The organism is Halanaerocella petrolearia, from assembly GCF_054657875.1.
In genome coordinates this window covers 454,488-478,728 of sequence record NZ_BAAHXW010000001.1, presented here as the reverse complement: position 1 = coordinate 478,728, position 24,241 = coordinate 454,488, and the positions used below count along the sequence as shown (strand labels likewise).

Sequence of the window (24,241 nt, the reverse complement as noted above, 5' to 3'; positions counted from 1 at the left end):
ATTTAGGTGGGATAAAATAACAAGTGTGAATTTAAAATTTAGCAAGGAGGGGTAATTAATGAAGAAGATCAGAAGTGATTTTGTGGCTTATAGTTCTTTATTGCTAGTAGGGATTTTATTAGGTAGTATTCTCTTTGCTAATTCTTCTGTACAGGCCTTTTGGGGAAATGATCAGGCTACAGTTAAGACACAACAGCAGAAAAATACTAAGCAACAGGCAAAAAAGATAGTAATTCCTCAAGAAGAAGCAGTAAAGAAAGTAGTTAGTGAAGTTGGCCCGGCAGTAGTTAGTATTGTAACTGAAAAAGTTCAAGTTAGTCGAGATATGTTCTTGAATCCAGTTCCTCGAAAAGCTAAAGGGCTTGGGTCAGGAATTATTTTTGATAAAGAAGGTTATATTCTAACAAATAATCATGTAGTGGAAGGTGCAGAGAAGATTAAAGTTCTTTTGTCAGATGGAAGAGAGTTTGAAGGTCAACTAGTAGGTAATGATCCACGAAATGATTTAGCAGTAATCAAGGTTAAACCTGATAGCTTACCAGTAGCACCATTAGGTAACTCTGATAAATTAGAGGTGGGACAATTAGCAATTGCTATTGGTAGTCCTTATGATGTTAAATTTAGAAATACAGTAACGACAGGAGTACTCAGTGCTTTAGATAGAAAGATTAGAGCTGGTTCTTCAGGACATATTTTAGAAGGATTAATTCAGACTGATGCTTCTATTAATCCAGGTAATAGTGGAGGCCCGTTATTAAATAGTCAAGGAGAAGTAATTGGTATCAATACAGCTATCATTGGTGATGCACAAGGAATTGGTTTTTCTATTCCTATTAATAAGGCTAAGAAGATAGTTAATGATTTAATTAAATATGGTAGGGTAAAACGACCTTGGTTAGGAATTTATGGTACTAAGATAACTAAGAAACTAAAGAATTATTATAACTTACCAGTTTCTAATGGTGTATTAATTTTAGAAACAATTATGGATAGTCCGGCAAGTCAAGCCGATCTATCTCGCGGTGATATTATCATTGAAGCTGATCATAAAAAGATAAAAGATATGCAGGATTTAAAGAAAATTATTAAAAATAAAGGAATTAATAGCAGATTAAAGCTGTTAGTTATGGATAGTAATGGAGAGTTAAATCCAGTTTCTATAACTCTTAAAGAGATGCCAACTAAAACTAAGTCTCGTAAGTAACTATAAATTTCATTCCTCTGCTATTAGCAGAGGAATGACTATGTAATTAGGAGGGTTAAAAGTGGATATTGCTTTAGTTATTCCAGCATATAATGAAGAGGAAAGAATTAAAAATGTGATAGAAGTAGCTCAAGCTTCAGATATTTTTTCTGAGATAGTAGTAGTTAGTGATGGCTCTACTGATAATACAGTGCAGGTCGCTTTAGAATGTTGTGTACAGACTATAGCTTTACCTGTTAACCAAGGTAAAGGTGCTGCAATGTATAATGGAGTGGAAAATACAGATTCAGAAGTAATAGTATTTTTTGATGCTGATTTAATAAATCTGAAGGTTAAACATATTGAAAGGTTAGTTAAACCAATTATAGAAGATTATATTGATATGAGTTGTGGTGTCTTCCAATCTGGAAGAGATAGCACTGATATGCATCATAAGATTACTCCTTGGTTGACAGGACAAAGGGCAGTAAAAAGGGAAGTAATTGAATCCTGTACTGATTTGACTGAATCAAAGTATGGAGCAGAACTTTCTTTAACTAAACAAGCTGTTCAGAACAAGTTAAGAGTTAAAAAGGTTACTTTAAATGGTTTGACTCATAAGACTAAAGAAGAGAAAATTGGATTAGTTAAAGGTTTCTTTGCTCGTTTGAAGATGTATTGGCAGGTATTTAGTTATTTTCGTAAAAATGATCTAAGTTATGATAGTATTAATGCAGTTATGGAATAAAAAAAGGGCCAACTTCCATTGGCCCTTTTTTTATTTATCAAACTGTCCAATAAATTTAGGTTCAGTCTCTAGTTTAACCCCACTCTGTTGATAGACCTTCTGTTGGACTTGTTCAATTAATTCTTTAATCTCTTGGGCTGTAGCAGATCCTAAATTAACAATAAATCCAGCATGTTTAGTAGATACTTGAGCATCACCAACTCTAGTACCTTTCAAACCAGCTTCTTCAATTAAAGCCCCTGCATAATGATTGACTGGTCGTTTGAAGATACTACCAGCACTAGGCATTTCCATAGGTTGTTTGGCCCATCGTTTAGTAGTTAAATCATCTATTTTATCTTTAATTTCAAATTTGTTGCCTTTATTTAATTGAATTTCTGCTTCAATAGAAATTAAGTCTTCTTCTTGAAAAATACTTTGACGATAACCTAGTTGTAGTTCATCTTTATTCAATATTATCTTTTGCCCAGCATAATTCAAACAAGTAACTTTTGTGACTACATCTTTAATTTCTCCTCCATAAGCTCCAGCATTCATATAAAGAGCTCCTCCTAAACTACCAGGAATGCCACTAGCAAATTCTAATCCAGTTAAGTTGGTTTCTAGTGCTTTATCAGCTAGATCTGTTAGAGCAATCCCTGTTTGAGCAATTAGTTTAGTTTCCGCTACTTCTATTTTGTTTAATTTAGTTGTAGAGATAACTAACCCAGAAAAGCCTTGGTCACTAACAATAATATTGCTTCCTGCACCTAAGATAAAGATATCTAGCTCTTGTTTATAAGTATTTTTCAGTAATTTTTGTAATGCTGTTATAGTGTATGGTACAGCAAAAATATCAGTTGGCCCTCCTACTTTAAAAGTGGTGTGTTCTTTTAAAAAATGATTGAATTTAACTTCTAGATCATCTATTTTTCGTAAATCAGACTTTATTGTAGTATTAATCTTCATTATTATTGCCTCCTTATAAGTTACTTATAGTTTATCATAGTTATATTATATATAATCAAGTTTAAAATAAAATATGTTTTGAAAAGAAAAAACAGATTAGTTATAATTAGATTAAAGTTGCTAAAAATTAAATTATTTGATAAAAGAGGTGAAATAGTGGTAACTGAAAGTAGATATGAAGTTAGTCGAAAAGTTAGCTTTATTAATTTAGCAGTTAATATAATTCTTGCTATTTTAAAAATAATAGTTGGTTTTTTATTTACTAGTCAAGCTTTGGTAGCAGATGGATTTCATTCTGTCTCTGATATTGTTTCTACAGTTATTATATTAATGAGTATTAAGATTGCTGAATCTCCTCCTGATAAAGAACATCCTTATGGACATGGTAAAGCAGAAGCTATTGCTACTAAGGTATTAGGGTTTATATTAGTAGGTACAGGTTTAGGATTAGTAAAAAGCAGTGTTAATGATATTTTAAGTGGCGTACAAAGTATACCTGGTAATTTAGTTTTATGGGTGGCCATTGTTTCTATCATTAGTAAAGAATTATTATATCAGTATACAATTAATGTAGGGCGTAAAATCGGTAGTAAAGGATTAATTGCTGATGCCAATCATCATCGCTCTGATGCTTTATCTTCAGTAGCTGCCTTATTAGGTGCTGGAGGGGCTATACTTGGATTTCCTATATTAGATTCTATTGCGGGATTAATAGTAGCTTTATTTATTATAAAGGTGGGAGTTGAAGTATTACAGGATGCTATTGATGAATTAATGGACGCAGTCCCTAGTCAAGAAGAAAAAACTAAAATTATTGAAGAGGTTAATGCATTAGAAAAGGTAATTACTATAGGCGATATTAGGTTAAGAAACTATGGGCCTTATCTATATGTTGATTTAAATGTAGTAGTAGATAATGATTTAACAGTTGTTGAAGGACATAAGATAGCTGTAGAAGTTAAAAGAAGGATAAAAGAGTTATATCCTAAAGTAGAAGAAGTAATGGTACATATTGATCCAGCCAGCGTTTATCAGACAGAAAATGACCAAGTTAAAAATCAGAGTGAATATTAAAAGGGGAAGTTAGGATGTCAGATAGTAAGAAATATCTTATTTTATGTATATTATTATTTAGTAGTCTATTAGCAGGATGTAATAATAGAGTAGTAATTGAGGATTTGGAAGTTAAATCTGATTTTTATCAACAGAATGGATATTTATTAGGAAACAGTAGAGTAGAATTAGAAGTCAAATTGGCTAAGCAGTCAGATCAAGATTTGACTTATTATTGGAAGGCTACAAGAGGTAGTTTCTTAACTCAAGGGAGGCAAAAGGTTATTTATGAGACTCCTAAGTTGCCAGGTGATTATAATTTAACCTTAGTAGTTAAGAGAGGAGATGAGATCGAAACAACTTTTAATTTTCCTTTTGTAGTCAAAGGAGATTATCCTAATCAAGTTAAGTTAAAAAAAGCAGTTAACCATTCATTAAAGACAGGTGTAAAGTTAGATTGGTCAGAGTATGAAGTAGAAAGCGGATTTTATAGTTATAAGATATTAAGAAGTAATGATTATTATATAAATGATCAATCTAAAATTATAGCTCAAATAAATAATCAAAATAAAAGTTATTATGTAGATAAAGAAGTTAAACCTAATCAAAACTATACTTATCAGATATTAGTGATTAATAAGCGAGGTTATCTATCTGTTAGTAATGAAAAGACAGTTCAAGTATTAGATAAAGGAGTTAAGAAGATTGATATTAAGAAAAATCTATCTGACTTAGTGTTAGATAAATCACGTTCATTAGGTTATATTACTGTTAAAAAACAACGACAGTTGTTGATATTAGATACTAAACAAGATAAAGTAGTTAAGAAAATACAGCTGAGTATAACACCTGAAAAATTAGTTTTAACTCCAGAAGATAAATTTTTATTTATTCTAGCTGAAAGTGGAAGAACCTTAATTAAAATTAATTTAAATTCATTAGTGCAAAAAAGATATACTTTTGCTAATAAAATATATAGTGTAAGTAGTAGTAAAGAGTATTTATATTTGTTGACTAAAGGAGAAGATAATTTAATAAAGTTTAATCCTACCCAAGGAATAATTGCAGATAAGGAAACTATAATGTATAATGATAAGGTAGTAAAAGGTCGAAAGTTAAAAGTAATTGCAGATGACTACTTAGTAGTTGATATTCTTTTTGGCCCGACAGTAGTTTATAATTTGTCTGATTTATCAAAGTTACTAAAAACTATAGATTTAGGTGCTATCAAGGATATTGGAACAATAATTATGGGTAACAAACGTTATTTATACATAGTAGATAATAGAGAAAAAATTATTAATTCATGGTTAATTAAATCGGATAGTGAATTAGTAAAACAGCAGCCTTTAATAGTTGATTCGTATCCACAACAAGTTCTAATAAAGAAAAATTCTTTATTAGTTAACTATAATTCTAAGAAAATTGATATCTTTTCTTTAGATGATTATAGATTAAAAGATGCAATTAAATTGGATAATTATATTTATGATTTAGTTATAGATAAATCTGAGACTAAAGTATACTTATTAACAGATAATATTGAACATACAGATAGCGATATAACAGTAGTTAACTTAAGAGGTGATGAGGATCATTAAATTAATTTTGTTTTTGGTACTGATTATTCTAATAGTGGTGAAGTTTAATAATCTACGACAACTTAGCAATAAATTACAGAAAACATGGGACAAAGTAGTTAATTTTTCAATTAGTTTGGTTACATTCTGGTTAGTTTTTAAAACAGTTGAATTAGTGATAATTAAATTTTTTTAAAGTAGGGAGTTAAGTAATATGGGATATAATATTAATTATGCTAATCGTGGTCAAAAATTAGAGAATATGATAGAAACATCTAATCAGCAATATTCTTTTCAAGGAAGAGCTTTAATTCAAAAGATTCCTACACCAGTTAAAGTATTAGATATTAACTCACGAACTGGTAAGATTACTAATGGATTTTATAAACAGAAATCGACAGTTGATTATATTGGAGCTTATAAAGGGGTTGCTATTGCTTTTGATGCTAAAGAAACTAGTGTAGAAACTAGATTTGATTTAAGTAATGTTAAGAAACATCAGTATCAATACCTCAAAGATTGGGTAGCAAATGGGGGAATTGGATTTTTAATTGTATACTTCAATAGTTTAGGAGAAATTTATTATCTTCCTTTTGAATTATTGGATAAGTATTGGCAAGATATGCGAAAAGGAGGACGGAAAAGTATTCCCTATATAAAAATTGCTAATGAAGAAATGTTAATCAACGGGAAAGGATTAATTCTAGTTGATTATTTAGCAATTGTAGATAAGTTTATAAATCGGGATTAGAAATAAAACTTGAACTTTACCAAAAAATATAATAAAATAATATGGGATATGACTATATATATAATTATTTTAACATAGAAAGTTTATTGATTTTGGGAGGGTCTAAAATGGCAAAAAGTATATTAATCACTGATGATGCTAATTTCATGCGGACAATGTTAGCAAAAATTGTAAAAGAGAATGATTATGAAGTAGTGGGCATGGCTGAGAATGGAGAAGATGCAGTTGCAAAGTATAAAGAATTAAATCCTGATTTAGTGACAATGGATATTACAATGCCAGGTATGGATGGTATTGAAGCAACTAAGAATATTATTGACTATGATGCTGATGCTAAGATTGTAGTTTGTAGTGCTATGGGCCAAAAACCAATGGTTCTAGAAGCAATTGAAGCTGGAGCAAAAGACTTTATAGTTAAACCTATCAAACCAGAGAAAGTAAATGAAACATTAGATAAGTTACTTTAATTGCAGAATAGTGTAGAAATAATAATTTTGTCAACAGTTAATCTTCGATCTGTGGTGAGGATTAACTGTTTTTTTACTGAAGGAACTTTAATTTTTTTGTTGAAGTTTAGTATATGAGCCATTAGGTAATAAATCATTAAGTTAAATACTTATTATTATTATAATTTATGGAAATAATAATATTAGAAATTATACTTGAGGAGGAATTTTATGTCTAATAAAGCAATTAAGGCAGTAATTGAGGGTCGGTTACAAGGAGTTGGTTATCGAGCTTTTGCTCAGCAACAAGCTACTAGATTGGGAATCAAAGGTTATGTTAAGAATGCTGGTGGAAATAAAGTGGAGGTAATTGGTGAAGGAACTGAAGATAGTTTAAATAAGTTAATTGATCATTTAAAAGAAGGAACTAACAGATCAGAAGTAGATGGTTTTGATGTGGAATGGATAGAGCCAGAAGAAGATTTCTTTAGATTTAGTATTAAGTATTAAGGCTATGGAGGAGATAGAATGGGGCTGTTATCTAAGCTTAAGAAACTTTTAGATCTAGGACCTAAAAAAGAAGAGCTTAAAGTACAAGTTACATGTGATCATTGTGGCCAAGAATTAGATTCAATATTTCGAAAAAATTATGATCTTCAACCTTCTTATGGATCAGAAACTTATGAGTATTTGGTTAATAAAGAATTAGTTTGTCCTGGATGTTATAAGTCTCTTAATTTAAAATTAGAACTTGATAGTAGTTTAGGGGTACTTAAGAGTCAACTTCAAGGTGGAGAGTTGACATTAGAAAGTGAACAATAAGCTATGAAATTAAGTACTGGGAGGAAGTTGAGATGACTATAGCTAATTATTTAACTTTGACTCGAATTTTCCTTCTCCCTTTTTTTCTATTCTTTTTTTTCTGGAATATAAAATATCATTATTTAATTGCTGGAATTATATTTATTTTTTCTAGTTTAACAGATTTATTTGATGGATATATTGCTCGTAAATTTAATCAAGTTTCAGCGTTAGGGAGGATTCTTGATCCTTTAGCAGATAAGTTAACATTTATTGCAGTATTTATAGCTTTAGCAATTAAAGGGATTATTCCTATGATTGTTATTGGAATAATTTTATTTAGAGAACTAATTATTTTATTTGGATCAATTTATCTTTATTATCAGAGTAGTGATATTATCAGTCCTAGCAAGACAGGTAAAACTGCTACTTTTTTACTTTATATAACTGCAGCTGCTTATATCTGGAATTTATCCTTTTTAAAGCCAGCAGTTTTTATAGCAATTGGATTAGCATTTGTCTCTGGAATACGGTATTGTTTAGAAGGTTATGATAAATATTTTAATAAGCAAAGATATGATTTCCTATTCTTTTAATGATAGGTCTATTATAGATCCAGTCAGAAGTAGAAATATCTGGATTATAATAGAATAAAGCGCCTTCAGTAGGATCTGCTCCTTGTAATGCTATAAAAGCTGCTTGATATGATTCGTAGTCAGGTGACAGGTTAATTTGGCCATCACTGACTGCTGTAAAGGCAGCTGGTTGATAGATAACTCTGGCAATTCTATTGGGAAATTTATCACTTTTTAGGCGATTAATCACTACTGCTCCAACGGCTATTTTACCAGTAAAAGTTTCACCTCTAGCTTCAGCATGAATAATCTTTGCTAATAAGTCTAGTTGTGATGATTTATTAGAAATTGAAAATGCTTGTTGGCTTGATTGAGCATAACAAGGAGTAACAGTTAATAATAAAGCTAATATTAAAAGCAAAGTTAGCGATTTATGGTTCATAGTATCACCTCGCTTTGTTATTCTCTATTATGGGTCAAAAGTAGCTAGGTATACAGATAAATTAGTAGAAGGAGTGGGAAATTATGTCTAATTTAAAATCTGCTTTAAAACAAGATACATATGCTGTTGTTGGTGCTTCTCAGAATAAAACTAAGTACGGATATAAAGTTTTTAAATTTCTAAAAGAGAAGGGATTAACAGTTTATCCAGTTAACCCTTCGGTTAAAGAAGTTGCAGGAGTAAAATGTTATCCTAAATTGGCATCTATCTCTGAAGAAATTGATGTAGTTGTTTCTATTGTACCTCCACAGATAAGTAAAAAGATAGCAAGAGAAGTAGCTGAATTAGATATTTCTTATTTTTGGATGCAGCCAGGAGCAGAATTTGAATCTGCAAAGGAGTTTTGTGAGAAACTAGGTTTGAAATCAATTATTGATGAGTGTATTATGGTCGAGATGAATAAATAAAATCTAAGAGGAATCAAACACCAGCAATTGCTGGTGTTTTTTTATTCTATATTAATTAAATTTTTAGATGAATTATATAAGTTAGTAGTGCATATAAGGTGTTAGTGGCTAATAATCAGTGACAAATATAAGCAACTAAGAGATTAGTGATTTATTATTAATTATCTTAGATAATCGAATTTTAATAGTTATTTTTTTGTTTTTTATTGAGTATAAATAGATTGAAGCAGAGGATTTAAAATAAACAAATTAGATTTAGCTATTTTTTCAAGTCCTCATGGATTTGCTTCGGGAGGGATAGTAATGTTTTGGGTTAAAGATAAAATTGTGTTAAGTATGTCAGCAGTAAGATTTATTTCAGGAATGATTGAGTTATTGGCAGCTGCTTTAATATTTAAGTTTAATTCTCGAGTAGCTGCTTTTCAAATCAATTCTTTTTTAGCTTTAGTAGGACCAATGGTTATGGTCTTAGCGACTAGTATAGGTTTAATAGGCTTGGCTAGTAAGTTTTCTTTATTACAGATGGTAGTCATTATTTTGGGAGTAATTCTTATTTTTGTAGGGATGAAATTATAAGTAGACAAGGAGTGGTTAAGTGATTACAGAAGATGATAAAGGATGGGATTTAGATGATTTTGAATTTCCATTAGTAGGCAGAGAAGAAAAGCCTAGAACACATGGTTTGACTATGATTTTAGATAAGGGATTAGGCTTAAGAGAAACTAAGGACTTATTAGAGATTGCTACTAGTTATATTGATTTTTGGAAATTAAGTTTTGGAACTTCTGCTTTATATCCTAAAGAAATATTAAAGAAGAAGATTAATTTGATTAAATCTTATGAAGTTGAGGTTTATCCTGGGGGTACATTTTTAGAGGTTGCAGTTAATCAAAATCAGACTAATCAGTATTTGCAAGAAGCTAAAACACTGGGATTTACAGCAGTAGAAGTTTCAGATGGAACAATTAGTTTATCTACTAATTTAAGGTCTAATATTATTAAGCAGGCTAAAGATTTAGGATTTAAGGTCTTAACAGAGATTGGTAAGAAGGATAAAAGTAAAGACTTTAAAGTTAATCAGATGGTTAAGCAATTAAAGAGGGATTTAACTGATGGAGCAGATAAAGTAATTGTAGAAGCCAGAGAATCTGGAACTGGTGTGTCAATTTATGATCAGCAAGGTAAAGCTGATGAATTTAGTCTTAAAAAGATATTATTAGAGGCTCCTAATCATAATGATATTATCTGGGAGACTCCTTTAAAAAAGCAACAGGTTTATTTTATTAATCTACTAGGGAATAATGTTAACTTAGGTAATATAGCTCCTAAAGAGATTTTAGCTGTCGAATCATTGCGCAATGGATTACGTGGTGATACCTTTAAGACAGTACTACAAGAGGATACAGGAGAAGATTTATTTATTGAAGTAGATTTATAAACAAATTGACAATTATTACTAAAAGTTTTACAATAAAAATAAAGCTACATATTATCTATAAAATTGGGGTGGATAAGATGAAATTAGATGTTATATTTACTGCAGATAAAATTATACAAGAGAAGATAGAAGGAAAGACAGCAGTAGTAATAGATGTTTTAAGGGCAACTAGTACTATTGTCACAGCATTAGCTAATGGTTGTGACCAATTATTACCTGTAGTTAGTATTACAGAAGCTAAAGAATTAGCTAGTAAATTAAATAAAAGTTATCTAGTAGCAGGGGAGAGAGGTGGTATTAAGATAGATGAGTTTGATTTAGGTAATTCTCCTTGTGATTATAAAAGAGATAAAATAAAAGATAAGACTATTGTTTTGACTACTACAAATGGAACAAGATGTTTTGATAAGTTAAATTTAGCACAAGAAGTTATAATTGCTTCTTTGTTAAATTTAAAATCTGTAGTTGCCCAATTGACTCAGGAAGAAGAGATAGTTTTTTGTTGTGCTGGGGTACAAGGAGAGTTTGCTCTAGATGATTTTCTTACGGCAGGTAAAGCAATAGCTGATTTAACTACTAATAAACAGGTTGAATTAAGTGATAGTGCGCAGACAGCTTATGATTTTTATCGTTATAATCAAACTCGAGTATTAGATGTACTTAAAGGTTCAGCTAGTGGTCAAAATCTGATTAGGTTAGACAAAGAAGAAGATATTGAATTTATAGCTAGTGAAAATGATCTTAATATAGTACCAATCTATCAAAATAATAAGATTAAAATTAAATAAAACTACTATTTTATTGCCGGGCTAGCCCGGCAATTTTTTTATTTTTAAAAGTATGAATAGAATTATTATCTAATGAAAACCTAAGAAAATAGGAGTGGGAGGTGATAGTGGCTATGTTAAATAAACTATTTAATTATTTGAAACTAAAACTTATGAATGTAGAAGGAAAGAAACACTTTAGTAATAAAGAGAAAAAAAAGATTCCTCAGTCAATTAAACTTATTGAGGAGAAAGTAGAAGATATTTTTTCAGACAGTAATGACTTTATTTTACGTAAGTTTAGTATAGGAGAAGATTCTAAAGTAAAGTTGATGATTACTTATTTTGATGGCTTAGTTGATAAAAAATTAGTTAGTAGTGATATTTTAAAACCACTAATGGTAGAGTCTAGAATGACAGATTTAGACAAGCAGTTAAATCAATCTACTGTAATAAATATACTACAAGAAAACTTACTTAGTGTAGGTGAAGTTGAAGAAGTTAAAGACTTTAAAGAAGCAATTAATGCAATTTTATCTGGTGATACTATTATTTATATAGATGGTAGAAAGACTGCATTAAGAATAGGAACAAGAGGTTGGGAGAGTCGAGGAGTAGAGGAGCCAGATACTGAATCTGTTGTCCGCGGGCCAAGGGCTGGTTTTACCGAGACGTTGCGGACTAATACAGCTCTTCTTCGCCGAAAGGTAAAGAGTCCTAAACTTAAATTAGAGATGATGACTTTAGGAGAATATACTAATACAGATATCTGTATCTGTTATATTAAGGGGTTGGCCCATAACGATATTGTTGAGACTATTAAGCGGAGATTGAGACGAATTAAGACAGATAGTATCTTAGAGTCGGGATATATTGAAGAATTTATAGAAGATGCTCCCTATTCTATCTTCCCCACATTAGGAAATACTGAGAAACCAGATGTAGTTGCTGGTAGAATTTTGGAGGGAAGGGTGGCTATTTTATGTGATGGAACGCCTTTTGCTTTGACAGCACCTCGTTTATTTATTGAAAATTTTCAGTCTAGTGAAGATTATTATACCAGATCTTTCTTTGCTACTTCAGTTCGTTTGTTTAGAGGCTTAGCTGCAATATTGACTACTATCTTACCTGCTTTTTATGTGGCTACTGTTAATTTCCACCAAGATTTAATTCCTTTTAAATTATTATTAACAATTACTGCTTCTAGAGAAGGAATTCCTTTTTCTGCTTTTATGGAAACTTTTTTAATGAGTCTGACCTATGAATTATTACGAGAAGCAGGTGTTAGAATGCCGCGACCTATTGGACAAGCAGTTAGTATTGTAGGTGGTTTGGTTTTAGGGCAAGCTGCTGTTGATGCAGGGGTTGCTAGTAATCCAGTAATAATGATAACTGCTCTAACAGCTATTGCTAGTTTTATATTACCTTCTTTAAGAGGTACTTTACCAATAATTCGTATGTTAATACTTATTGCTGCTAATATTTTAGGTTTTATGGGGATAGCGTTAGTAATAGTAGCCTTCTTTATCCACCTCTGTGCTATTAGATCTTTTGGTGTACCTTATTTAGCTCCTTTGTCACCTGTCAATGGAATGGATTTAAAGGATACTTTTATTAGAGTTCCTCTGTGGATTATGTGGACTAGGCCAACCTCTTTAATTAAAGAGAAGATGGGTAAGGCAGAGTATAGAATGAAAGTTGATATTAGAACGAAAGAGGATTGAAAAATGAAACAGAAATTAATTTTAGTAGTAATCTGTTCTTTAGTATTAACATCTCTATCAGGTTGCTGGGATAATAAAGATCTGACTAGGATGAGTATTGTAACAGCAGTAGGACTTGATCAGGCTAAGAATGATAAAATAGAGGTTACTGTTCAATTGGTTAAAGCTAATGCTATAGAGTCTAGACAACAAGGTAGCCAAGAACAAGCTTTCTGGACTTATTCTGTTACTGGAGAGACTGTATTTTCAGCAGTTAGAAATTTAAATAATACAATAAACAGAAAGCCTTTCTGGAGCCATCTGCAGTTGATAGTAATTGGAAAAGAGTTGGCCCAAGAAGGGATGATGGAAGTACTTGATTTTTTTGAAAGAGATCATGAATTGACCCATAAAGCAAATCTAATGATAAGTAAAGATATAACAGCTAAGCGAGTACTTAAAGCAGAGAGTAAGCTTGAAAGCCTTCCAGCTCTTCACTTATCGGATATATTAGCTAATCAGGCAGCTTTGGCAAAAATAAAACAAGTACGTTTAATTGACTTACTAAAAGTTTTAAATAGTCCAGCCTTTTCTCCTACAATTGGGATGGTTGAAGTTGGTCAAGAAGTAAAGAATAAAAAAAGAATTGGGATAAAGGATTTAAAGGTTCATGGCGTAGCTGTCTTTAAGAGAGATAGATTAACTGGCTGGTTAGATTCTATAGAAACTAGAGGTCTTCTCTTTGTTCAGAATAAAGTAAAGAGTGGAATTATCAATATCTCTAATCCTTTAGAGAAAGATAAAAAAGTCGCTATGGAAATTGTTCGTTCTAATAGTAAATTAGATGTTAAGTTAAAGGATGATAAACCTACTCTTATAGTAGAGGTTAAAGCAGAAGGAAAATTAGGAGGCCAACAAGGTAGAGGTAATTTAACTAATCCAGCCATGATTGATAAGTTAGAACAGAAAGTAGAAGATATAATTAAACAGAATATTCGTCAGGTGATTAAGTTGGCCCAAAGAAAATATCATAGTGATTTATTTGGTTTTTCTCAGATAGTACATAGAAAATATATAGATTATTGGCATCGAGTAAAGAATGATTGGAGTATTGTTTTTAGTCAAGCTCCAATTAAGATAAAAGTAACCTGGAAGACTAGAAATTCAGGTTTAATCAAGAAAAAGGTTAGACCTAAATAAATAGGAAAAGAGAGGTTGATTATGATATTAGTAGGATTAATTATAAGTTCTATTATTATTATCTTAATTGATCTACCTAGATTATTAAAGAAGGATCAGAGAATTAGAGTAGTATCTCTTTATTTTTTTCTATTGGCTACTGGATTTATTATTAGTCTATTACAGATAATTGATGAATCTCCTACTAACCCAACTGTTATTACTAGAAAAATAGTTAGATCAATTTTAGGAGGATAAATTATGGATGATGTCAGGATTTCTAACCTCCAATTAGGTCTGTTAATTAGTGGGTTTGTTTTTGGGACTTCAGTTGTTATCAATGTATTAGGGAATGCTCAACAGGATGCATGGTTAGCTTATTTGATAGCTTGGAGTGGTGGTTTTGTTCTAATGGGATTGTATGTTACAATAGCTAATTTACATACTGATAAAACCTTAATAAAAATCTTGCAAGTAACTTTTGGGAGATACTTAGGAAGTATAGTGGCGGTTTCATACATCTGGTATTTTATTCATTTAGCAGCCATTGTTTTAAGAGATATTGGAGAATATTCAACATCAATTGTTTATCCTGAAACTCCACTTATTTTCATTATTATTGTTTTATCTTTGCTTATTGCTTATGCTACTAGAAGTGGTTTAGAGGTTATAGCCAGAATGAGTGAACTTTTTATTCCTATATCAGCATTTTTATCTATTTTAACCCTAGTATTATTAATTCCTTTATATAATATTAATAATCTTTTTCCTGTGTTAGAGTATGGTTGGATACCTGTTTTAGAGACATCCTTTTCATCTTTAGCCTTTCCTTTTGGAGAGTTAGTTGTTTTTTTAATGATATTTCCTTTTGTTAATAATAAAAAAAATTTATTAAAGACCACCTATCTATCTATTATAATTATGGGCTTTATTTTATTTTTATTAATTTTAGCTGAAATAGTTGTTTTAGGATCAGATATGTTTGCTAGGACCACCTTTCCTTTTGCTATAGCTACAAAATTAGTCCCTTATTTAGATATTGATTCCTTAATTAATGTAGCTTTATTAATTGGTGGTGTAGCTAAGATTATCATCTGTTCTTATGGAGCTGTAATGGGAATTGCTCAATTAGTTAATTTACAAGATTATAAACCTTATGTACTGCCTATGATGACAATAATAGCTACAATATCAATCTGGATTTATGATAACATATTTGTAATGGTTAAATGGAGTAAAGATATTTATCCTTACTATGTACTTCCTTTTCAGATAATTATTCCTTGTTTAATACTTATCATTTCTTATATTAAAGAATAAATGATCTGCTAATACATAAATTTAGTATAGTAATTAATTTTTTTATAATTAGTTTTAAGTTGATTTAGATTGGAGGTAGATTCTTGCGTGTAAAAAGAATAATTTTACTAATTTTAGTTATCTTATTACTTTCTTCTGTTGTGTTAGCAGTTGATAAATTTCCTTGTGGTTCTTTAAAATATCGTCCTATATCATTACAGTCACCACCTATGATAGGAGATGATATCTGGGAGTTACAGAGGGAACTGAAACAGTTAGGATTTTATAAAGGAGAATTGAATTCAACTTATGATAGTGATACCTATTTAGCAGTTAAGAAGTTCCAATATCAACATCAATCTTCAGCAACAGGTGTTGTAACTAGAGGTACTTGGCTAGATTTAGCTAAGGCATTGGATAAAGAATCATTTATAAAAGCTAGTGGAAAAGATTTATCTTCTCCAACAGGAGAAATTACTCTTTTAGTAGATGGTTATAAAAGGCAGCTTAAAGTATTTTCAGATGGAGAATTATACCATACCTTTTCAGTAGCTATAGGTAAAACTTCTACTAGGTCACCAATTGGAGAATGGGCAATTATACGTAAGGATGCTCACTGGGGTGGTGGGTTTGGTGCAAGGTGGATGGGACTAAATGTACCTTGGGGTAAATATGGTATTCATGGAACTAATAAACCAGGTTCAATTGGTAGAGCAGCTAGTCATGGTTGTATTCGGATGTATAATCGTGATGTGAAGATTCTATATTCTTGGGTTGAAGTTGGTACGCGAGTTAAGATTATAGGTAGAAGGGATCCTATTGAGATAACTCATGATCTTCGTTCAGGGCAGACTGGAAAAGATGTTTTATTGTTACAAGAAAAATTAAGAGAGTATGGTTTCCAACCAGGTTATACTGACGGTAGATTTGGTACTTCTACTAAAGAGGCTATGCAGGAGTTAAAGTATCTTTATGGCCTGCAAGATGATTTAGTAGCAGACAAGAATATATTTTATATTCTTGATTTAAAATGAGAAGGGAGCAGACTTAATTGTGTTTGAAAATTCAAAAGTGAAAAAATGGTTACTTTTTATTGGAGGATTTCTGCTGATTTTTTCAATTAGTGCCGGAGTAACCTATTATTTTAAATTTTATCATCAATCTGGTTTTAGTATAGATCCTCAAGTTGAAATAGACTCTGAAAATGAGTATCAGATTACTTATTGGGACTATCCATTATTTATCGGGCAAGATAATAAGTATCATAAGTTTTTACAGAAATCGATAGCTGAATTTAATAATCGTTATCCTAATATAAATATTAATTATAAGTTATTATCCTTTTTAAAAGGTCGTAAAAAATTAAATCAAGCTTTAGAAATTGGCAGTCCTCCAGATATTTATCATGGAGTCTTTGGTAGAAAGTTAATAGATTCCAAACTACAGATTCCAGTTAGTTTATTTTTATCACAAGAGAAGAAAGCTAATTATAGTTCATTGGCTAAGAATGCTTTTTCATATCAAGAACAGATTTGGGGATTACCTAATTGGTTACTACCAGAAGTTTGGGTTGGTAATAAGAGTTTATTGACCAAAGGAGATTTAGATGTGAAAGGGATTACTAGACAGGGGTGGACAATAGATCAGTTATTAGAAGTAGTTACAAAACTCAAAGAGTTAGATAAAGATAACAATATAATATTTAATCCTTATAATGGAAGATTACTACAACAATTATTGACTATAAGGGGAAGGGATAATTTAGTTTCTCAAGAGAAGACATTAGCTATTACTACTGAGGATTTAGAGAGTATCTTTCAAATGTTGGATAAACTACAAGAAAAGAATGCTTTTCCGCGTAATAAAGCTAAAATGAATAAGAGATTATTATCCAATCTATGGGCCAACAAGGCAGGAATAATAGCTCCAGTTAATATGTGGCTCTTAAATAGTCTTTATCAACAGAGCAAGAACCAACAGGTAAGATTGACTTTATTACCTATTCCAACTTTTGATTCTTCCAAAAGAGAGGTCCCTATTTCTGTTACTGGGTTACTTCTCTTTAGACAAGAAGAGTATCAAGGTGATGATCATACTAAGGCTGTTTATAAATTTGCTAAATTCATGAATCAACAACAGAGCTTATATATAAGTAAGAAGTTAAATGTAGTACCAGCTTATTTACCATTACAGTCTACTTGGCAGAAAGAAGTAAAACTAAAGACAGATATTAAAGAGCAACTTATGACTTATATAAGCAGGGGGAACAGTAGAAAGTTGACTGGCTTTGCTAATGAGAAGTTGGAACTTAAATTAAGAGAGAAACTGGCAGATAATTATCAAAATTATTGGTTAAATGACCCATCTAGTCAGGAAGTGGTAGATAGTATTTGGGAAGATTCTCAGCAAATTATAGAGAATAATACTGAACAAGAAGAAAAAGCGGAAGGGGAGTAAGTCTAACTTCCGCTTTATCCATTTTGAGTTGTCAGATATTCTTCTAAAGTCAAGTTATTAGAACTAATTTTTAGGGCATGTTTCTGTCCTACATAGCGAAGGTGCCATGGTTCATATTGATAACCAGTAATTTCTGTTTTATCTTGTGGGTAACGAATAATAAATCCATACTTGGCAGCATTTTCAGCCAACCATTTTCCTGCTTTAGTCTTTCCTAAATCTTCTACTAAGCGGTAGTTAACACTAGGACTAGAGACATCAATAGCTAGCCCAGTCTGATGTTCACTTTCTCCTGGTTGAGCACTAGTCTTATTTGCTTCTTTTCTTCCTTTTCGTCTAACATTATAATTAAAGATACTTTTTTGACGCTGATATGATCGATATCCAGAGACACCAGCAAGCTTGATATTCTCTTTTTTTGCTTGGGTAAATAGTTGTTCAAGTGCTTTTGCTACTATTGGTTTAACTTGTTTTTTAGGTACATCTTCTTTATAAGGAAAAGGAATATCAGGGATTGTTAGATCAGCTGGTGTAAAACTAGCTGGTAGTGCTCGTTCTTTATTGACTAGAACTAAGTTACTAGTTGGTTGAGTAATAACTGCTTGTCCATCTTCAGTTTTTTTAGCTGGGCCAACAGTTGGACCATTAGGGGTATTTGTATCAGGTTTGCTTTTTTCTTTTTCAGTATCTAATGGATCATCAATTAAGTTATCTTTTGATTTATTAACTCTATTATCTATTTTATTTTCTGGATTAGTCTGTCGAGGTTGAGATATTAACTTATCAATAGCAAAAATTTCTATTCCAGAATAACTGGTTAATAGTAATAATAGAATAAAGATCAAGAACTTTCTTTTCATAGTATCCCTCCTTTGTTAGTTGTCTAAAGTCAATTATAACTAATATCTGTTATATATTTCAATCTATAGTTTATAACTTTAATGACAATTATAGGGTAGAATAGTTATTCTATTTTAAGTTGGAAAGACATATGTTTTAATTAAATAGAATTAGCTTCTTGGACAAAGGAGTGATTTAATGTTTGAAAGTTATCTATTGTTAGCTTTTATATTGGCTTTAGGTCTGCTAGCAGGTTCTAATCTATTGGTAATAGCTAGTACTATTTTAGGATTACTTAAGTTAGTTAGACTCAATTGGATTTTGAATATATTAGATGGTCGAGGAATAAAGTTAGGGTTGTTATTTCTACTAATGGCTGTTTTATCACCTCTGGCTAGTGGTAAATTAGGTGTTAAAGATATTATGAATAGTTATAAATCATTATTAGGTGTATTTGCTTTAATAAGTGGTATTTTAGCAACTCAGGTAGTAGGATTAGGAATTGATCTGTTAGATAGTGATCCTGAATTGGTAGTAGGGATGTTATTAGGCTCAATTGTAGGAGTGGTATTTTTTAATGGTGTTCCAGTTGGCCCGTTATTAGCAGGAGGACTAACTGCAATATTCTATCGTATCTATTCGTTGTTACTTGGCTAATTAGTATCTAGTTAAGTAAATTTATCTTTTATTAGTGGAGTTTTGTTGATATTGAGTGGCAGTTTTATAATTAAAAAAAGGACAAGGAGGAGTTTATATGTGGTGGATAGTAACTATTTTAATGGTTGTTTTTATTTTATTATGGATTGGGCGACCTAAACAAGGTTCTAATCTTAATCTATTTGATACTTATAGTCGTTATTTAAGTAAATATCGAGACGTAAATAAAAAAGAAAAGAGAAAAGAGGATTAACCCTCTTTTCATTCTTGGGCCAAAAGTACATCTTCTTTGACTAAGAAGTAAGTGAGCAAGGATACAATTAAAGCAATAGCTGCGGCTGTTATAAACATTACTGTTGTACTAATTTCATTTAATAGACTAAAGGTAGGAGGGCCAAAGGCTACACCTATGAATCGTGAGCTACCATATATAGAGGTAATTCCACCTCGGTGGGTACTAGCGGCTGTGCTAGTTACTAATGTATTAAGAGCAGGTAATACTAATCCATTGCCAATACCTAATACTCCAATTAGAACTAAATAGAGAACTAAGCCATCTAAGAAAGGAAGAATTGTTAAAGAGATAGCAACAATAATTAATCCTAAAGACATTGAGTGTTTAAAATATTTGCCCTTTTTCTTTAAATAGAGTCCTGAAAGATAAGAGCTAGTTGCCATAAAGAGGATAGGTAATGAAATTAGTAATCCTTTTTTGACTCCTTTAACATTATATTTAGTTTCAAACAAGTCTGAAATAAAGGATAAGACTCCAAATAGAATAAATAAGACTGTTACTCCAGCTAATAGGCTAAAGAAAAGAGGAACTCCTTTTTTCGAGAAGATATCTTTAATCTGTGATAGATAATTGATTAAGCCTTCATCTTTAGTATTGCCATCTGGTTCTTCTACTAGAAAATAGACTCCTAAGACAATAGGAATAGATAAAAAAGCATAAGAAAAGAAGAGAGCATGCCAGACTATTAAAGCTATAGCAGCACCTAGTAAAGGACTAAGAACTTTTCCTATTCCATTAGCTGATTCAACTATTCCTAAAGCTTCACTTCTTTCTTCTGACTGAAATATATCACCAACTAAAGCAATAACAATAGGGTAAGTTCCTGCAGCCCCAATTCCCTGGATAATTCGACCAAGTAATATGATATAGTAGCCTTTCTTGCCTAGTATTACAGCTGTAATTCCAGACACTACACCTCCTAATCCATAAGTAATTAAGGAAGGGATTAAAACGGTCTTTCGTCCATATCGATCAGATAAATAACCTAAAAAAGGAATAGCCAATCCTGCCGAAGCAGAAAAAAGAGTAATCATTAAGCCGACTTGAAACTGATTGATTCCTAAAGCTGATTTTATCTTTGGAAATTCTGGAATTAACATTGAATTACCTAGGACCATTAAAAAAGGTACTGTAGCAAAGATACCTACCATCATTTTATATTTTCTTTCCATATAATTCTGTCTGATTGCAGAAACCAATTAAAGAACAAGTTTAAATAACAGATAGAGCTAGTTTCTGCTCAGACTCCTCCTTTCTTTTTTATTAATACTGACTTTTTATGATTGATAATTTACTCCATAACCTCCCTCAGGAAACTGCCAAGCAATATTTTCGTAGGGACAACCATAAGGGCAGGCCATACATTCAACGCATCGAGCATAATTCACTTTAATTTTATTAGTCTCTCCATCCCAAGAATAGACTCTAGTAGGACAATAGTAGGTACAAGGTTTATTTTCGCATTCAGTTAAGCAGACTTGGGGATTTTTAATATGAATATGTGATTTATCATCAACTTTGATTGTTACATATTTTAGTGGTGCTTCTTCACTTTTTAAGAAATTAGCCATTAGAATACCCCCCAATCCTTCCAACCATAGTAGATATCTTTAACTGTCTTTTTAAAAGATTGCATATTAAAAATCTCTTTTTTTATTTCTTGCATCTTTTTTTTGCTAGGTTCTAAGCCTACTTTAAAGAAACGGTAAGCAGCATCATTAGCAGCTTTAGCAAGTAAAAAATCAGAATCAGGGTGTAGTTTGTAATATTTTTCTGCTGTTTTACTCCCTTCTATATTCTTCATAAAGAAACTATTCATTATACGCTTATGGTAACCTTTAAGAATTTGAGAGGTAAATTCTTGAGCTGCTCTAGCTTGAGATATAGTTTCGGCAGCATATAAACCAGTGAGCATAGCTAAATCACTACCTCTGCGACCACTGATCATCATTGCAGCATCACCAATTACTAGGATACCATCATCATAGAGAGTAGGTAATTTTTCATAGCCACCTTTAGGAATAATATGTGCTTTATAGGCTATAGGTTTAGCTCCTTCAATCATTCTGTGTACTAATGGATGAGATTTAAAATGTTCTAACATCTGATAAGGGCTGACTCCTTTACTATTAATCTGATTCAAATAACCACCGACAATTAAAGAAATAGATTCCTTATTGGTCCAGATGCCACCTTTACCAACAACACTGGAAGTAGGATAACCAATCATACCAATATTGGCTCCCTCGCCAGGTTCTAAGTTAAAGCGGGATTCTATTTTTTTAGCTGGTAAGGCCAACTCTTCCTTAACATAGAGAGTCATACTAGAGGATTCTAACTTTCCTCTGAGACCTGCTTTTTTAGTTAGAATAGCATTGGCTCCTTCTGCTAGAACAACGACATTGGCCCTGATAGTTTCTCCATTATCCAATTTAACTCCATCTACTTTCTTCTTTAATAGACCTATTTTATGATAGACTAAGTCAGTAACTAGAGTACTAGTTATTAGGTTAGCTCCTTCATTAGCTGCCTTGTAGGCCAACCATTTATCAAATTTGCTTCTAATAGCTGAGAATTTATTATAGGGAGGTTCTTTAAATCTTAATCCTGTAAATCCAACTTTGACTGCTGAATCTTTATCCATCATCCATAATTCATCAGTAACTAATGGTCGTTCTAAAGGAGCTTCTTCCCAGAAGGCTGGTATGATTTCAGCAGTTGGTTCACGATAAATATTTCCGCCAAACATGTTCTTGCTACCAGGTTCTTCTCCTCTTTCGATTAATGCTACAGATAGATCATCTTCTGCTAATTTAAGTGCAGCACTAGCACCAGCTGGGCCAGCGCCAACGACTATAGCATCATAACGATCATGTCCCATTTTGCCACCTCGCTTATAAACTGACATTTTAGATTACTATATATAGTGTGAGTAATTACCTTCTTTTTATGTTGACATTATTTGTATAAAATTATCTTCCCGGCGATAAAATATAAATTGAGATTAACTATCAATATTTTGAGGAGGACTAGTATGCAAGATAGTGAATTGTTATTAAAGTTAAACTGGTTTTATTTCTTAGAGATTAATCAATACCAGCTGTATAAGAAACAGTATAAAAGAAGTAAAGATGACTATATCAAGAAAGTATTAGATAAATTTGCTTCAACAGAAAAAACACATATAAACTTTTTTAAGCAAGAAATTGAAAGGCTAGGTGGTAAACCTACTGCAGTAGGAGCTGATTTAGGCTTATTATTTGGTGCAGCAGCAGGTAACTTAACCTCTTTAACAGGAACAGTAAATTTATTTCGTATTAATTTAGCTTTGGAACGTAGAGCAATCAAAGATTATAGAAAGCTAATTCAGCAATCTAAATCTAAAAGGCTTAAGAAAAAGTTATGGAGTAATTTAATAGAAGAAGATATGCATCATAGTTGGTTTGCTCATCAGAAGAAGGAGTTTAAAGATCAGAAGAAGTCAAATCAGAATATATCAGAAAGTTAGTAAAATCATCCTGGTATACTATCAGGAGGTAAAAAAATGTTTAACTTTTTACGTAGATATGTTCATAAAATTAAGACGGAACTTAATAGCAAAACGTTGCGGCGATTATTGATAATTGTAATTACAGTCCTTCCTATTAGCGCAGGGGGGATTTTAGTAGTAGAAAAAGGAGTCTACTTTCAAAGTTTTGGTGATGCTTTATGGTGGGCAATTGTAACAGCTACTACTGTTGGCTATGGAGATATGTATCCGCAGACTTTTTCAGGTAGACTAATAGCTATTTTAGTTATGATGCTTGGAATTGGTACCTTTGGTGGTATTACAGCTAAGTTAGCAGATATCTTTATTGAAACTAAGCGGAGAAAGGAGTTTGGTGAAGTGCCAGCTAGATATGAAGAACACCTTATAGTTTGTGGTTGGAACCCTAAAGTAAGAGATATAATTAGACATATTATTAATGAAAATTTGGAACAACAGATTGTTTTAGTAGCTGATATTGAAAGAGATCCTTTCCCCGATCAGAATTCAATTCATTTTGTAAAAGGGGTTATGGATAATGAAGATATACTTAAGAAAGCAGGGGTTATGAAAGCTAGAGCAGCTATTGTACTTAATCGAGAACAGAATGATGCTAAAACAGTATTAACAGTTTTAAATATTGAAAATCTGAATCCTAAAATTTATACGGTAGCAGAGATTAGTGATAGTAAGAATAAGGTACATCTTAAAAATGCTAATGTTGATGAGATTATAGTTGAGAATGCTATTAGTAGTCAATTGTTAGTTAGATCAGCTTTATATAGTGGTACTTCAAAAGTGGTTGAGGAATTATTGTCTAATGAAAGTGGAAATCAACTTTATATGTTAAATATTAGAAAAGAAGATATAGGAGAGACTTTTTTCAATATTTTTACTAAGTATAAAGAGAAGGATGGGTTAATCCTAATTGGACTTAAACGAGGAGATGAAATTATAACCAATCCTGATAATAATGAACAAGTAAGAGAGAATGATAAACTAATTTATATTGCTCAAAAAAGATATGGTGCCTGTTAGATAATTTTTTGAAATAATATTATCGAAATCCCCTTAAGAGAAATATAA

The 24,241-nt window shown here is 31.4% G+C and carries 29 protein-coding genes; 23 read left to right on the top strand and 6 right to left on the bottom strand.

The features are described 5' to 3' along the window. Positions 1-58: 58 nt before the first annotated feature. Both ACYQ39_RS02500 and ACYQ39_RS02495 read left to right on the top strand, forming a co-directional pair. Positions 59-1,204: a S1C family serine protease gene (locus ACYQ39_RS02500; RefSeq protein ID WP_459840299.1), complete on the top strand. Its 1,146-nt coding sequence runs from the start codon at positions 59-61 to the stop codon at positions 1,202-1,204. Between the two features lie 61 nt (positions 1,205-1,265). Further along, the gene (locus tag ACYQ39_RS02495; RefSeq protein ID WP_459840298.1) at positions 1,266-1,931 is read left to right on the top strand and encodes a glycosyltransferase family 2 protein; all 666 of its coding nucleotides are present in this window, start codon (positions 1,266-1,268) and stop codon (positions 1,929-1,931) included. Between the two features lie 30 nt (positions 1,932-1,961). On the opposite strand, the gene murB is transcribed toward ACYQ39_RS02495, so the two are convergent. Then, positions 1,962-2,879 (bottom strand): UDP-N-acetylmuramate dehydrogenase, encoded by a 918-nt coding sequence (murB, locus tag ACYQ39_RS02490; protein WP_459840297.1) that lies wholly within the window; start codon positions 2,877-2,879, stop codon positions 1,962-1,964. A gap of 156 nt (positions 2,880-3,035) precedes the next feature. Between murB and ACYQ39_RS02485 the strand changes: the two genes are divergently transcribed. The 7 genes from ACYQ39_RS02485 (at position 3,036) to pgsA (ending at position 8,106) form a co-directional block, all read left to right on the top strand. Then, positions 3,036-3,953 (top strand): cation diffusion facilitator family transporter, encoded by a 918-nt coding sequence (locus tag ACYQ39_RS02485; protein ID WP_459840296.1) that lies wholly within the window; start codon positions 3,036-3,038, stop codon positions 3,951-3,953. A 14-nt stretch (positions 3,954-3,967) separates the two neighbouring features. Next, a complete protein-coding gene (locus ACYQ39_RS02480; protein ID WP_459840295.1) occupies positions 3,968-5,533 on the top strand; it encodes a YncE family protein in 1,566 nt (521 codons plus the stop codon). Positions 5,534-5,726: 193 nt separating this feature from the next. Continuing rightward, the gene (locus tag ACYQ39_RS02475) at positions 5,727-6,263 is read left to right on the top strand and encodes a Holliday junction resolvase RecU (protein ID WP_459840294.1); all 537 of its coding nucleotides are present in this window, start codon (positions 5,727-5,729) and stop codon (positions 6,261-6,263) included. Between the two features lie 107 nt (positions 6,264-6,370). After that, entirely contained in the window at positions 6,371-6,730 is a 360-nt protein-coding gene (locus ACYQ39_RS02470) for a response regulator (RefSeq protein WP_459840293.1), read from the top strand. 210 nt (positions 6,731-6,940) lie between these two features. Continuing rightward, positions 6,941-7,219, top strand: coding sequence for an acylphosphatase (locus ACYQ39_RS02465; RefSeq protein ID WP_459840292.1), 279 nt, complete (start codon positions 6,941-6,943; stop codon positions 7,217-7,219). Positions 7,220-7,237: 18 nt separating this feature from the next. Beyond that, positions 7,238-7,531, top strand: coding sequence for a hypothetical protein (locus tag ACYQ39_RS02460; protein WP_459840291.1), 294 nt, complete (start codon positions 7,238-7,240; stop codon positions 7,529-7,531). 32 nt (positions 7,532-7,563) lie between these two features. After that, entirely contained in the window at positions 7,564-8,106 is a 543-nt protein-coding gene (pgsA, locus tag ACYQ39_RS02455; protein ID WP_459840290.1) for a CDP-diacylglycerol--glycerol-3-phosphate 3-phosphatidyltransferase, read from the top strand. Here pgsA and ACYQ39_RS02450 read toward each other — a convergent pair. After that, entirely contained in the window at positions 8,072-8,527 is a 456-nt protein-coding gene (locus tag ACYQ39_RS02450; protein ID WP_459840289.1) for a cell wall hydrolase, read from the bottom strand. The genes pgsA and ACYQ39_RS02450 overlap by 35 nt on opposite strands. 83 nt (positions 8,528-8,610) lie before the next feature. Here ACYQ39_RS02450 and ACYQ39_RS02445 point away from each other — a divergent pair, with 83 nt between their 5' ends. From ACYQ39_RS02445 to ACYQ39_RS02400, 10 genes are all read left to right on the top strand, one after another. Then, positions 8,611-8,994, top strand: a complete 384-nt coding sequence (locus ACYQ39_RS02445; protein ID WP_459840288.1) for a CoA-binding protein — start codon at positions 8,611-8,613, stop codon at positions 8,992-8,994. Between the two features lie 303 nt (positions 8,995-9,297). Next, a complete protein-coding gene (locus ACYQ39_RS02440) occupies positions 9,298-9,570 on the top strand; it encodes a YqhV family protein (protein ID WP_459840287.1) in 273 nt (90 codons plus the stop codon). Between the two features lie 19 nt (positions 9,571-9,589). After that, on the top strand, positions 9,590-10,432 hold the full coding sequence (comA, locus tag ACYQ39_RS02435) for a phosphosulfolactate synthase (protein WP_459840286.1): 843 nt from the start codon (positions 9,590-9,592) through the stop codon (positions 10,430-10,432). A gap of 77 nt (positions 10,433-10,509) precedes the next feature. After that, the gene (locus ACYQ39_RS02430) at positions 10,510-11,220 is read left to right on the top strand and encodes a 2-phosphosulfolactate phosphatase (protein WP_459840285.1); all 711 of its coding nucleotides are present in this window, start codon (positions 10,510-10,512) and stop codon (positions 11,218-11,220) included. A gap of 113 nt (positions 11,221-11,333) precedes the next feature. Continuing rightward, on the top strand, positions 11,334-12,923 hold the full coding sequence (locus ACYQ39_RS02425) for a spore germination protein (RefSeq protein WP_459840284.1): 1,590 nt from the start codon (positions 11,334-11,336) through the stop codon (positions 12,921-12,923). 3 nt (positions 12,924-12,926) lie between these two features. Continuing rightward, entirely contained in the window at positions 12,927-14,102 is a 1,176-nt protein-coding gene (locus tag ACYQ39_RS02420) for a Ger(x)C family spore germination protein (protein WP_459840283.1), read from the top strand. Positions 14,103-14,123: 21 nt separating this feature from the next. Next, positions 14,124-14,339, top strand: a complete 216-nt coding sequence (locus tag ACYQ39_RS02415) for a hypothetical protein (RefSeq protein WP_459840282.1) — start codon at positions 14,124-14,126, stop codon at positions 14,337-14,339. A gap of 3 nt (positions 14,340-14,342) precedes the next feature. Beyond that, a complete protein-coding gene (locus ACYQ39_RS02410; RefSeq protein WP_459840281.1) occupies positions 14,343-15,401 on the top strand; it encodes a GerAB/ArcD/ProY family transporter in 1,059 nt (352 codons plus the stop codon). Positions 15,402-15,484: 83 nt separating this feature from the next. Next, a complete protein-coding gene (locus ACYQ39_RS02405; protein WP_459840280.1) occupies positions 15,485-16,414 on the top strand; it encodes a L,D-transpeptidase family protein in 930 nt (309 codons plus the stop codon). A gap of 19 nt (positions 16,415-16,433) precedes the next feature. Beyond that, on the top strand, positions 16,434-17,837 hold the full coding sequence (locus tag ACYQ39_RS02400; protein ID WP_459840279.1) for an ABC transporter substrate-binding protein: 1,404 nt from the start codon (positions 16,434-16,436) through the stop codon (positions 17,835-17,837). Between the two features lie 14 nt (positions 17,838-17,851). On the opposite strand, the gene ACYQ39_RS02395 is transcribed toward ACYQ39_RS02400, so the two are convergent. Beyond that, complete coding sequence (locus ACYQ39_RS02395) at positions 17,852-18,697, bottom strand: M15 family metallopeptidase (RefSeq protein ID WP_459840278.1); 846 nt, start codon at positions 18,695-18,697, stop codon at positions 17,852-17,854. Between the two features lie 178 nt (positions 18,698-18,875). Between ACYQ39_RS02395 and ACYQ39_RS02390 the strand changes: the two genes are divergently transcribed. Together ACYQ39_RS02390 and ACYQ39_RS02385 are read left to right on the top strand one after the other, a co-directional pair. Next, a complete protein-coding gene (locus ACYQ39_RS02390) occupies positions 18,876-19,334 on the top strand; it encodes a DUF441 domain-containing protein (RefSeq protein ID WP_459840277.1) in 459 nt (152 codons plus the stop codon). A 97-nt stretch (positions 19,335-19,431) separates the two neighbouring features. Further along, positions 19,432-19,587 (top strand): hypothetical protein, encoded by a 156-nt coding sequence (locus tag ACYQ39_RS02385; RefSeq protein WP_459840276.1) that lies wholly within the window; start codon positions 19,432-19,434, stop codon positions 19,585-19,587. A gap of 8 nt (positions 19,588-19,595) precedes the next feature. Here ACYQ39_RS02385 and ACYQ39_RS02380 read toward each other — a convergent pair whose 3' ends face one another. The 3 genes from ACYQ39_RS02380 to ACYQ39_RS02370 all read right to left on the bottom strand — a co-directional run bounded on the left by ACYQ39_RS02380 (position 19,596) and on the right by ACYQ39_RS02370 (position 22,510). Further along, positions 19,596-20,801, bottom strand: coding sequence for an MFS transporter (locus tag ACYQ39_RS02380; protein WP_459840275.1), 1,206 nt, complete (start codon positions 20,799-20,801; stop codon positions 19,596-19,598). 105 nt (positions 20,802-20,906) lie between these two features. Then, a complete protein-coding gene (locus tag ACYQ39_RS02375) occupies positions 20,907-21,200 on the bottom strand; it encodes a ferredoxin family protein (protein WP_459840274.1) in 294 nt (97 codons plus the stop codon). Continuing rightward, the gene (locus ACYQ39_RS02370) at positions 21,200-22,510 is read right to left on the bottom strand and encodes an FAD-dependent oxidoreductase (RefSeq protein ID WP_459840273.1); all 1,311 of its coding nucleotides are present in this window, start codon (positions 22,508-22,510) and stop codon (positions 21,200-21,202) included. Before ACYQ39_RS02370 ends, ACYQ39_RS02375 begins: the two co-directional genes overlap by 1 nt. Positions 22,511-22,663: 153 nt before the next feature. On the opposite strand from ACYQ39_RS02370, the gene ACYQ39_RS02365 reads away from it, so the two are divergent. Together ACYQ39_RS02365 and ACYQ39_RS02360 are read left to right on the top strand one after the other, a co-directional pair. Next, positions 22,664-23,137 carry a demethoxyubiquinone hydroxylase family protein gene (locus ACYQ39_RS02365; RefSeq protein WP_459840272.1) on the top strand — a complete coding sequence of 158 codons (474 nt, stop codon included), beginning with the start codon at positions 22,664-22,666 and terminating at the stop codon, positions 23,135-23,137. A 36-nt stretch (positions 23,138-23,173) separates the two neighbouring features. After that, the gene (locus tag ACYQ39_RS02360) at positions 23,174-24,193 is read left to right on the top strand and encodes a potassium channel family protein (protein ID WP_459840271.1); all 1,020 of its coding nucleotides are present in this window, start codon (positions 23,174-23,176) and stop codon (positions 24,191-24,193) included. Positions 24,194-24,241 lie beyond the last annotated feature (48 nt).

Excerpts from the sequence above, each read along its gene's own strand:
- ACYQ39_RS02500 (WP_459840299.1), top strand. The coding sequence starts at position 59 with ATGAAGAAGATCAGAAGTGATTTTGTGGCTTATAGTTCTTTATTGCTA.
- murB (WP_459840297.1), bottom strand. The coding sequence starts at position 2,879 with ATGAAGATTAATACTACAATAAAGTCTGATTTACGAAAAATAGATGAT.
- ACYQ39_RS02480 (WP_459840295.1), top strand. The coding sequence starts at position 3,968 with ATGTCAGATAGTAAGAAATATCTTATTTTATGTATATTATTATTTAGT.
- ACYQ39_RS02475 (WP_459840294.1), top strand. The coding sequence starts at position 5,727 with ATGGGATATAATATTAATTATGCTAATCGTGGTCAAAAATTAGAGAAT.
- ACYQ39_RS02470 (WP_459840293.1), top strand. The coding sequence starts at position 6,371 with ATGGCAAAAAGTATATTAATCACTGATGATGCTAATTTCATGCGGACA.
- ACYQ39_RS02465 (WP_459840292.1), top strand. The coding sequence starts at position 6,941 with ATGTCTAATAAAGCAATTAAGGCAGTAATTGAGGGTCGGTTACAAGGA.
- ACYQ39_RS02460 (WP_459840291.1), top strand. The coding sequence starts at position 7,238 with ATGGGGCTGTTATCTAAGCTTAAGAAACTTTTAGATCTAGGACCTAAA.
- pgsA (WP_459840290.1), top strand. The coding sequence starts at position 7,564 with ATGACTATAGCTAATTATTTAACTTTGACTCGAATTTTCCTTCTCCCT.
- ACYQ39_RS02450 (WP_459840289.1), bottom strand. The coding sequence starts at position 8,527 with ATGAACCATAAATCGCTAACTTTGCTTTTAATATTAGCTTTATTATTA.
- ACYQ39_RS02445 (WP_459840288.1), top strand. The coding sequence starts at position 8,611 with ATGTCTAATTTAAAATCTGCTTTAAAACAAGATACATATGCTGTTGTT.
- ACYQ39_RS02440 (WP_459840287.1), top strand. The coding sequence starts at position 9,298 with ATGTTTTGGGTTAAAGATAAAATTGTGTTAAGTATGTCAGCAGTAAGA.
- ACYQ39_RS02430 (WP_459840285.1), top strand. The coding sequence starts at position 10,510 with ATGAAATTAGATGTTATATTTACTGCAGATAAAATTATACAAGAGAAG.
- ACYQ39_RS02425 (WP_459840284.1), top strand. The coding sequence starts at position 11,334 with ATGTTAAATAAACTATTTAATTATTTGAAACTAAAACTTATGAATGTA.
- ACYQ39_RS02420 (WP_459840283.1), top strand. The coding sequence starts at position 12,927 with ATGAAACAGAAATTAATTTTAGTAGTAATCTGTTCTTTAGTATTAACA.
- ACYQ39_RS02415 (WP_459840282.1), top strand. The coding sequence starts at position 14,124 with ATGATATTAGTAGGATTAATTATAAGTTCTATTATTATTATCTTAATT.
- ACYQ39_RS02410 (WP_459840281.1), top strand. The coding sequence starts at position 14,343 with ATGGATGATGTCAGGATTTCTAACCTCCAATTAGGTCTGTTAATTAGT.
- ACYQ39_RS02395 (WP_459840278.1), bottom strand. The coding sequence starts at position 18,697 with ATGAAAAGAAAGTTCTTGATCTTTATTCTATTATTACTATTAACCAGT.
- ACYQ39_RS02390 (WP_459840277.1), top strand. The coding sequence starts at position 18,876 with ATGTTTGAAAGTTATCTATTGTTAGCTTTTATATTGGCTTTAGGTCTG.
- ACYQ39_RS02385 (WP_459840276.1), top strand. The coding sequence starts at position 19,432 with ATGTGGTGGATAGTAACTATTTTAATGGTTGTTTTTATTTTATTATGG.
- ACYQ39_RS02380 (WP_459840275.1), bottom strand. The coding sequence starts at position 20,801 with ATGGAAAGAAAATATAAAATGATGGTAGGTATCTTTGCTACAGTACCT.
- ACYQ39_RS02375 (WP_459840274.1), bottom strand. The coding sequence starts at position 21,200 with ATGGCTAATTTCTTAAAAAGTGAAGAAGCACCACTAAAATATGTAACA.
- ACYQ39_RS02370 (WP_459840273.1), bottom strand. The coding sequence starts at position 22,510 with ATGGGACATGATCGTTATGATGCTATAGTCGTTGGCGCTGGCCCAGCT.
- ACYQ39_RS02365 (WP_459840272.1), top strand. The coding sequence starts at position 22,664 with ATGCAAGATAGTGAATTGTTATTAAAGTTAAACTGGTTTTATTTCTTA.
- ACYQ39_RS02360 (WP_459840271.1), top strand. The coding sequence starts at position 23,174 with ATGTTTAACTTTTTACGTAGATATGTTCATAAAATTAAGACGGAACTT.